Source organism: Frigoribacterium sp. CFBP 13605 (genome assembly GCF_014839405.1).
Classification (GTDB): Bacteria; Actinomycetota; Actinomycetes; order Actinomycetales; family Microbacteriaceae; genus Frigoribacterium.
Genome location: NZ_JACYNS010000118.1, coordinates 1 through 7,083, shown reverse-complemented (window position 1 = coordinate 7,083; position 7,083 = coordinate 1). Strand labels below are relative to the sequence as shown.

The window sequence follows — 7,083 nt, the reverse complement described above, 5'->3', positions numbered from 1 at the left end:
GCCGACCCGGCCCGCGCCTCCTCGGCCGCTCTCGCGTGGACCGGTTCGGAGCCGGGGCCGGTGGCCCTCGCCGCCCTGTTGATCGTCGCGGTCGGCGTGGTCGGCGTCGGCGTCGGGCGGCGTCGTCGCGTCGACGAGACCCGCTAGCGGCGGCCCGCCCGCTCGTCAGTCCAGCACGGGTCGTCGCACGAGGGAGGCCGGTCGACGGCTCGTGAGTGCACTGCCGGCGGCGACGACGAGGGGAAGCCCGACGGCCACGACGGCGAGCACCCACCACGGTGGGGCGAACGGCAGGTCCGAGGCCCAGACCATGGCCCCCGTCGGCACCAGCCCCAGGATCGTGCCCAGCACGGCACCCGTGCCCACGACCACCACGCCCTGCCAGAACGACATGGCGCGTCGCTGGGCGTCCGTGCCTCCGACGGCCTGCATGGTCACCTGGTCGCTCAGGCCCTCGGCGCGGGCCAGCCCCAGGGCGACCGCGGCCGCCGCGGCGCAGACGAGGGTCGTCGCGAGGAGTGCCAGGACGAGGGCCAGGTCGAGGCCCCGATCGACGGGACTCGTCTCGACCGTCGCCCGGCCGTCGGTGGCGGTGGTGACCGCGGCCCGGAGGCCGGCGGCCTCGTCCTCGGTCGGCTGCCGGTCGGTGGCCATCACGACGGCACGCTGGGTCAGCTCGAAGCCCAGCCGCTCGGCGGTCCCGGGGCTCATCAGGACGGCCCCGGTGCTGAGCGTCGTCGGACGCTGGACGACGGCCGGGAGCGACACGGACGTCGAGGGGGTGGCCGAGGCGTCGAAGCCGTCCTCGACCTCGGCCGGGGTGGCGAGACCGATGGTGGCCTCGCCCTCGACGATGAGCGACGGGTCGAAGGCGATGACGCCGCCCGACTCGAACGCGGCTCGGGCGGCCGTGGACGGAGCGGCCCCCAGGGTCACGGCGAGGCCGTCCTCGTCGGTCACGATGATGTTGTCCTGTGACGTGAACGAGCCGAGCGGGTAGTCGCAGGCCGGGTCGGCATCGGTGATCCGCTGCGCCTCACGGGACGACAGGCCCGCGAGGCGCCCCGTCGACGAGTCGCAACGGTCGGGGACGGTCAGCACGGCCCACGGCGTGACCGCGTCGACGGCGACCGGGGCGCCGTTCGAGTCGTAACCGCTGGGGACCGGGGTCTGCCACACGGCACGGTCGCCCACCGGGAGGCCGCGCGCGACGGCGGCGACGGCCGCGGAGTCGAGCGAGGCCGCCTCGGGGGAGCCGCCCGGCACGCGGAGGTCGGACGCCTGGTCGTACGAGATCGCCACGGTGCCCGCCGGGTAGGGGCGGTAGAAGGAGTCCTCGGACTGTCGTGCGGCCGCGGTCGACATCGAGACGCCGAACACCGCGACGAACGCCGCCGTGGTGACGGCCGCCACGGCGGGAGCCGTGCGGGCGACGCCGTGGGAGGCGTCGCGCAGGGCGAGCCGCAACGGCACGGGTGCGAGCGTGGACGCGCGCCCGAGCCGACGGACGAGCGCCGGCACGAGCAGCAGGACGCCGACGAGGGCGGCCACGGCGGAGACCGCGAGGCCGACGAACGCCGCCCACCACCAGCGTGAGCCGACCGGGACCGAGGTGGCGTACGAGACCCATCCCGCCCCGAAGCAGGCGAGGACGCCGCCGACGACGAGGACGCCGGCGAGCACCGCGGATCGTCGGCCGCGGCCGCGGTCCGACGCGGCGTCCACCGCCCCCGAGGCCGTCCCGCCGCGCAGCGAGTCCATCACGTCGACCCGGCCGGCACGGCGCGCGGGCACCACGGCCGCGATCCACGACACGGCGACGGCGAAGAGTCCGATGCCCGCGACCACGACGCCGGGGACGTGGACGCCCCAGAAGGCGAACGGGCCCACGTCGACGCCGGCTCGACGGGCGAGGGCCACGACGCCGATGCCGAGGTCGACTCCCACGGCGAGACCGGTGACCGCGGCGACGACGCCGACCCACACCCCCTGCCGCGTCACGATCCGGGTCAGCGTGCGCTGGTCGGCCCCGACCGCGGCCAGCACGGCCAGCGTGCGGCGTTGCCGACGGGCCCCGACCCCGAAGGCCGCCCCCGCGAGCAGGGCGACCTCGGCGCCGGCGAACACGGCGAAGACCACGCCGAGGGCGGCGTAGGTGCCCGTGCTGCCGTAACCCGCCTCGCTCTCGAGCCCGGGGGTGCCCTCGGGCGGGGGGTCGGCGACGACCGCCGCCGACCAGACGACGAATCCCGCGCGTCCCAACTCGCGCACCTCGCCCCAGTCGACGGCGTCCCCCACGAGGTACTGCTCGGACGACGTCGACGACGCCGAGGCCGTCGACGACGGATCGGGCAGGCCCGCCGCCAGGTCGTCGCGGGCGAACACCTGCCGGTCGTCCGTGCCGCCGCCGACCTCGGACATGATGCCGACGACCGTGACCTCGAGGTCGCGCGGGCCGTCGGCGCCGGGGACGCGGTGCACGGTCGTGGTCGATCCCGTCTCGAGCCCGTCGTCGCGGGCGAGGGCGGGCGTGACGAGCACCTCGTCGCCCCGCTCGGCGGCCCGCCCCCGCTCGAGCACGTAACGGCCCTCGAAGGCCGGGTCGGTCACCGGTCCGACCACGACGCCGGCAGGGGACGTGCCGACCCGGGTCCAGAGGGTGCGCAGGGTGAGCGTCCGCTCGACCCCGGGCACGACGTCGGCCGGCGGGCGGTAGGTCACCTCGTCGCCCGACCACTGGTTCAGCCCCCGGACGGACTGCCGGGTCTCGTAGCCGGTCCAGTGCACCCGGGCGGCCGTCTGGCCCAGCGTCGAGGTGATCTCCTGCCGGGTCGTGGGCATCGCGCTCGCGACGAGCACCGCCGCCCCCGAGGCGCCGGCCACGGGCAGCGCGATCAGCAGCACGACCATCACGTACTCGCGCAGGCGCCTGAGCACCTGTCGACGCGCGACGAGGCCGCCGGCCGTCACCGCGCCTCCGGGGTCAGCAGCGACTCGGGCCCCCGCGGCGCGGACTCGTCGACGAGGCGGCCGTCGCGGAGGAACACGATCCGGTCGGCCCAGGCGGCGTGGCGGGCGTCGTGCGTGACGAGCAGGCCCGCGGCACCCGCGTCGACCCGTTCGCGCAACAGGCCCATGACCTCGTCGCCCGTGCTGCTGTCGAGCGCGCCGGTCGGCTCGTCGGCGAGCACCAGGCGACGGCTGCCGACGAGGGCGCGGGCGATCGCGACGCGCTGCTGCTCGCCGCCCGAGAGCTCGGCGGGGAAGGCCCGTCCTCGAGCGGCCAGGCCCAGGGTGGCCAGCGCGTCGTCGGCGGCACGCCGGGCGGCACGGGTGCCGATGCCGTCGAGTTCGAGCGGCAGGGCGACGTTCTCGGCCGCGGTCAACGTCGAGACGAGGTTGAACTGCTGGAACACGAAGCCGACCGACCGTCGTCGCACCCGCGCGACCTCGGCCGCGCTCAGGTCGGCGAGCCAGGTGCCGTCGACCTGCACGTGCCCTGCGGTCGGCGTCGTCAGGCCGCCCGCGATCGCCAGCAAGGTCGACTTGCCCGAGCCGGACGCGCCCATGACGGCGACCAGCTCGCCCTCGAGGACGGTCAGGCTCACGCCGTCGAGGGCGGTGCGGGCGAGGTCGCCGGTTCCGTGTTCGTGCCCCACCGCGAGCAGGGTCAGCACCTCGGCGCGCTCGGTCACGACCGACCTCGTTCGGCCCGCGCCGGCCCCGGCGTCCGGGCAGGGGACCCGGGCCCGCCCGTCGTCGGGGCCACGGCCTCGACCGCCCACTGCCGTTCGGCGAGCGACGCCCGGCGCAGGCTCGACTCGACGTGGTCGAGCCAGCGCACCTCGGCCTCGGCCGCGAAGATCATCGAGTCGACGACGAGGCGCCAGGCGAACTCGCCGGGCGCCTCCGGGTCGCCCCCGGCGTGCTTGGTCCGGGTGAGTCGCTGCAGCTTCGCCAAGGAGGCGCGGCGCTGCGTCTGCACGAGCGTCGCCACGTCCACCCCCGGCAGGGTCGCGGCGAGGGCGAACTTGAGCGGCAGCTCGTCACGGGTGGCGTCGGGGGTGTCGACGGCCGTCCCGAGCCAATGGGCGACCTCGGCCCGTCCGGCGGCCGTGATGCGCCAGAGTCGTTGGTGTTCTCCGGCGGCCTGCCCGGTGCCCGCCACCGAGGCCTCGGCGGCGGGCGACCCGTCGGACCCGGGCGATCCGTCGGACCCCGGCGACCCGTCGGCCTCGGGCGACGTGTCGCGGGGCGAGGGCTCGTCACGCTCGACGAGGCCGTCGCGGTCGAGCCGGTCGAGGGTGGAGTACACCTGGCCGACGTTGAGCGGCCAGGTGGACCCGGTGCGTCGGTCGAACTCGCTGCGCAACTGGTAGCCGTACCCCGGGCCCTGGTCGAGGATCGCCAGCAGGCCCAGTCGCACGGTCACGGGGCCGCCTCGCCGTCCGGTCGTGCCGTCACGTGGCCTCCTGTGGTCGAGTCGCGGCGTCGCCTCGTGGCGCCCGTGCATACCGAGTATGCCCCGCATCGTCGACTCCGACAAACGGCACCCGCGACGTCCGTCGACGGCGCCGTCGACGGCGCCCTCGACGGCGCCCGCGTCGACGTCCGCGCCGGCGGCACCCGACGGCCGTCCTGCACCGGCCGGGGGCAGGAGGCGCGGGTCGGCCCCGGGCACCGACCGACCTAGGATGGTCCGCGACCCGCCGCCGCCCTCCTGGAGGACCTCTCGTGACCAAGGCCCCGACCGTCTACGACGTGGCCGCCCACGCCGACGTGTCGATCGCGACGGTGTCGAGGGTGCTGCGCCGTCCCGACGACGTGCGCCCCGAGACCCGCAGCCGGGTGCTCGAGTCGGTGCGTGCCCTCGGCTACGTGCCGAGCGGCGCGGCCCGCGGCCTCGCCGGCCGACGCACGGGCGTGCTCGGCCTCTTCCTGCCGGGCCACGACGGCATCGACGGCCCCGAACCCGACTGGGCCCGGGTGTCGGACGCCTCACGCATCCCGCTGATCGACGACCGTGAGCGGGCGGACCCGCCGACCGTCGTCGACCCGGGCCGCGGTGCGACGACCCTCACCGCGCCTCCCGAGGTCGACCCCGGGTCGAACCCGGCGAACCTGTACTTCGACGAGGTGCTGCGCGGCGCCGAGGTCGAGGCCTGGCGACGGGGCTTCGCCCTCATGGTCGCCGCCGGGCGGGGGTCGAGCCGCGAGGTGATGGTCAACGACATCGCGGGTCGGGTCGACGGGCTCGCGGTGCTGGCCCAGACGGTGCCGGGCGACCTGCTGGCGCACGTGGCGCGACGCATCCCGGTCGTCGTGCTCGCCGACTCGCGACCGGGCGACGACCTCGACCACGTCGGCGTCGACAACGTCGCCGGCATGCACGCCCTGACCGACTTCGTGCTGGGGTCGCGGGGGGTGCGCGACGTCGCCTACGTCGCCGGACCGTCCGACTCGCCCGACGAGCTCGACCGTCACGCCGGTTTCGACCGAGCCGTCGAGGCGCACCGCGCCGCCGGCGCGCGCGTCACGGTCCGGGTCGAGCCGGGCGAGTTCTCCCGTGCCGGCGGTCGTCGCGCGGCGGCGGCCCTGCTCGAGGCCGGCGACCTGCCCGGAGCCGTCCTCTGCGCGAACGACCAGTCGGCCCTCGGCGTCCTCGACGTCTTCGGCGAGCAGGGCGTCGACGTGCCCGGTCGCGTGCTCGTGACGGGGTTCGACGGCATCGACGCCGGCCGGTTCTCCCGGCCCCGGCTCACCACGGTGCGTCAGCCGATGGGCGAGCTCGGCCGCATCGCCGTCCGCACGGTCGTCCGGCGACTGACCGACCCGGGAGCACCGGCGCAGCGGGTCACCCTGCCGGTCGAGGTGCTGCTCCGCGAGAGCTGCCCCGCGCTCTGAGCGTGGCCCGCCCACGAGCCCGCCGGCGCCTCCGCCCGCGAGCTCGCCCGCGCCTCCGCCCGCGAGCCCGTCGGCGAACCCGGCAGCGCCTCCGCCCGCGCCTACCCGAGCCCGCGCTGCCCGGTGTCGGCACCCGTGACGCTGCCGTCGTCCGGCCCGAAGACGAAGTAGTGCACGCGGTCGGCGTCGACGCCGTGGCCGATCAGGGCCGCCCGGGCGATCGCCATGAACGGCACCGGCCCGCACAGGAACACCCGGTGCGACGCGGTGAGGTCGACCCGGGCCAGGTCGATCGGGTCGAGGTAGACCCCGGGCCCGTCGATGGACGCCTCGGCCAGCGCGCTGAGCGCCGACAGCGACCCCTGCGTGTAGCTGACCCGCAGCGTCGCGTTCGGCATCGACGCGACCAGCGCCTCGAGCTCGACGCGGTGGGCGTGCCGCTCGGGGGTGCGCTCGAAGTGCAGGACCGTCACGACGCGGTCGGGCTCGGTGCGGGCCAGGTGGTCGAGCATGCCGAGCACGGGCGTGCAGCCGATGCCCGCCGAGACGAACAGCAGCGGGGCGTCGTCGAGGTCGTCGATCGTCAGCGACCCGATCGGGGGCGAGACGCTCACCACGTCGCCCACCCGCAGCTCGCGCATCAGGTGCGACGAGACCTCGCCGTCGGGGGCGGGCGGTTCGCCGACCAGCAGCCGTGCGCTGATGCGCCACTGCTCGTCGTGCCCGCCGCGCAGGCTGTACTGCCGGATCTGCCGGGCTCCGTCGGGCAGCCGCACCTGCACCGACGCGAACTGGCCGGCACGGTACCGCGGCAGCGTCTCGCTGTCGGCCGAGACGAGGGTGAGTGCGACGACGTCCTCGGCCTCGACGCGGTGTTCGGTGACGAGGGCCTCGCGCCACTCCTCGCCCGGCTCGAGGTCGGCCTGCCGGTAGATCGCCTCGACCGTCGTCACCATCTCGTCGCGGGCCTGCCGGTAGACGGCCGACCACGCGTCGGCGACCTCGGCCGTGAGCCGGGGGCCGAGGGCGGCCGCGAACGCGTCGCCGAGGTGCCGCTCGAACAGGTCGTACTCGTCGCGGGTGACGCCGAGCGCCGCGTGCCGCTGGGCCAACCGCGAGACGATCTCGCCGGGCGTCGCCGGTGCGAGGGTCGGCGCCCCGGCCTGGCCGACGGCGTCG

5 protein-coding genes are annotated in these 7,083 nt (G+C 76.1%); 1 reads left to right on the top strand and 4 read right to left on the bottom strand.

Going from position 1 to position 7,083, the window contains the following annotated elements; genetic code table 11:
• Positions 1–165: 165 nt before the first annotated feature.
• Genes IFT36_RS14355 through IFT36_RS14345 form a run of 3 tightly spaced genes read right to left on the bottom strand, consistent with a single transcriptional unit; the run spans position 166 to position 4,432 of the window.
• Positions 166–2,970 carry an ABC transporter permease gene (locus IFT36_RS14355; RefSeq protein ID WP_200413474.1) on the bottom strand — a complete coding sequence of 935 codons (2,805 nt, stop codon included), beginning with the start codon at positions 2,968–2,970 and terminating at the stop codon, positions 166–168.
• On the bottom strand, positions 2,967–3,695 hold the full coding sequence (locus IFT36_RS14350; protein ID WP_056049874.1) for an ABC transporter ATP-binding protein: 729 nt from the start codon (positions 3,693–3,695) through the stop codon (positions 2,967–2,969). The genes IFT36_RS14355 and IFT36_RS14350 overlap by 4 nt, the downstream gene beginning before the upstream one ends.
• A complete protein-coding gene (locus tag IFT36_RS14345) occupies positions 3,692–4,432 on the bottom strand; it encodes a PadR family transcriptional regulator (RefSeq protein WP_307785122.1) in 741 nt (246 codons plus the stop codon). Before IFT36_RS14345 ends, IFT36_RS14350 begins: the two co-directional genes overlap by 4 nt.
• Before the next feature lie 302 nt (positions 4,433–4,734).
• Here IFT36_RS14345 and IFT36_RS14340 point away from each other — a divergent pair, with 302 nt between their 5' ends.
• Positions 4,735–5,904, top strand: coding sequence for a LacI family DNA-binding transcriptional regulator (locus IFT36_RS14340; protein ID WP_200413473.1), 1,170 nt, complete (start codon positions 4,735–4,737; stop codon positions 5,902–5,904).
• A gap of 101 nt (positions 5,905–6,005) precedes the next feature.
• Here the strand turns inward: IFT36_RS14340 and IFT36_RS14335 are convergent.
• Positions 6,006–7,083 (bottom strand): globin domain-containing protein (locus tag IFT36_RS14335; protein WP_200413472.1); only part of this gene is annotated, 1,078 nt, incomplete at its 5' end.